The following is a 1,568-nucleotide window of genomic DNA, read 5'->3' on the forward strand; positions in this document are numbered from 1 at the left end:
AAATCGTGAATTACGCATCGAGGTTAATTATTCGTGCAACAAGTTGCACGCTACGTACGAAATCGTGAATGCCTAAAAGGAGTAAAAGACGGATGGTATATGCCATATCCGTCTTTTTATTTGCATAAAATTGATAAAAATCCCACCTGAATTACCTTGCGTTTTAGGGCTAAAGGCGTATTATAGCCGTCTAGATGTAAATCCCTCTAAACATCTTTGCGTTTGTTATTACACAGAATTATTTTGGAGAAGAGTATGAGTCAATATTTATTTACGTCCGAGTCCGTTTCTGAAGGGCATCCGGATAAAATCGCCGATCAAATTTCTGATGCGGTATTAGATGAAATCATCAAACAAGACCCTAAAGCCCGCGTTGCTTGCGAAACCTATGTGAAAACCGGGATGGCATTAGTGGGTGGTGAAATTACCACATCCGCATGGGTGGATATTGAAAACTTAGCGCGTGAAGTGATTTGCGATATTGGCTATACCAGCTCTGAAATGGGCTTTGATGGTCGTTCTTGCGCGGTATTAAATGCGATTGGCAAACAATCTGCCGACATCAATCAGGGCGTGGACCGTGAAAATCCGTTGGATCAAGGCGCAGGCGACCAAGGCATCATGTTCGGTTACGCCACCAATGAAACCGATGTGTTCATGCCGGCCGCTATCACTTATGCGCACCGTTTAATGGAACGCCAAGCACAAGTGCGTAAAAGTGGCAAATTAGATTGGTTGCGACCGGATGCGAAAAGCCAATTAACCTTTAAATATGAAGATAACAACATTGTCGGTATTGATGCTGTGGTGCTTTCCACTCAACACGCTGACACGATCAGCCAAAAAGACTTGCACGAAGGCGTGATGGAAGAAATCATCAAACCGGTATTGCCGGCGCATTGGTTATCCAAAGATACCAAATATTTCATTAACCCAACCGGCCGTTTTGTGATTGGTGGCCCGATGGGGGACTGTGGTTTAACCGGTCGTAAAATTATTGTGGATACTTACGGCGGTGCAGCACGACATGGTGGCGGTGCATTCTCCGGTAAAGACCCATCGAAAGTTGACCGCTCTGCTGCTTATGCCGCCCGTTATGTGGCGAAAAACATTGTTGCAGCCGGTCTTGCCGATCGTTGTGAAATCCAACTTTCCTATGCGATTGGTGTGGCTGAACCGACATCTATCATGATCGAAACCTTCGGTACAGGCAAAGTGGCCAATGAATTGTTGGTCAATTTAGTGCGTGAATTCTTTGATTTACGTCCGTATGGGTTAATTAAAATGTTAGATTTAATCCAACCGATTTATCGCCAAACAGCGGCTTATGGTCACTTTGGTCGCGAACAATTCCCTTGGGAAAAAATCGATCGCGCAGCAGACTTACGTGCTGCGGCAGGATTAAAATAATCCTCCTGTGAAAATAAAATCCTAACGTGCCTTTCCCGTTAGGATTTTTTTTTGAATCGTAGCGTGCAACTTGTTGCACGAAATCGTGAATGCCCGAAAGGGGTAAATAACGTTCCGTGCGTGGTTTGGTCGTGCATCAAGATGCACGCTACGCACGA

At 44.9% G+C, this 1,568-nt stretch carries 1 protein-coding gene; it reads left to right on the forward strand.

Annotated features, from left to right (window positions below; all coding sequences use genetic code 11):
• The first annotated feature begins 255 nt into the window (after positions 1-255).
• A complete protein-coding gene (metK, locus tag Q0203_RS00255; protein ID WP_297928685.1) occupies positions 256-1,410 on the forward strand; it encodes a methionine adenosyltransferase in 1,155 nt (384 codons plus the stop codon).
• Positions 1,411-1,568 lie beyond the last annotated feature (158 nt).

The sequence above is a fragment of the uncultured Aggregatibacter sp. genome (assembly GCF_938046485.1).
In the GTDB taxonomy this organism is placed as follows: domain Bacteria; phylum Pseudomonadota; class Gammaproteobacteria; order Enterobacterales; family Pasteurellaceae; genus Aggregatibacter.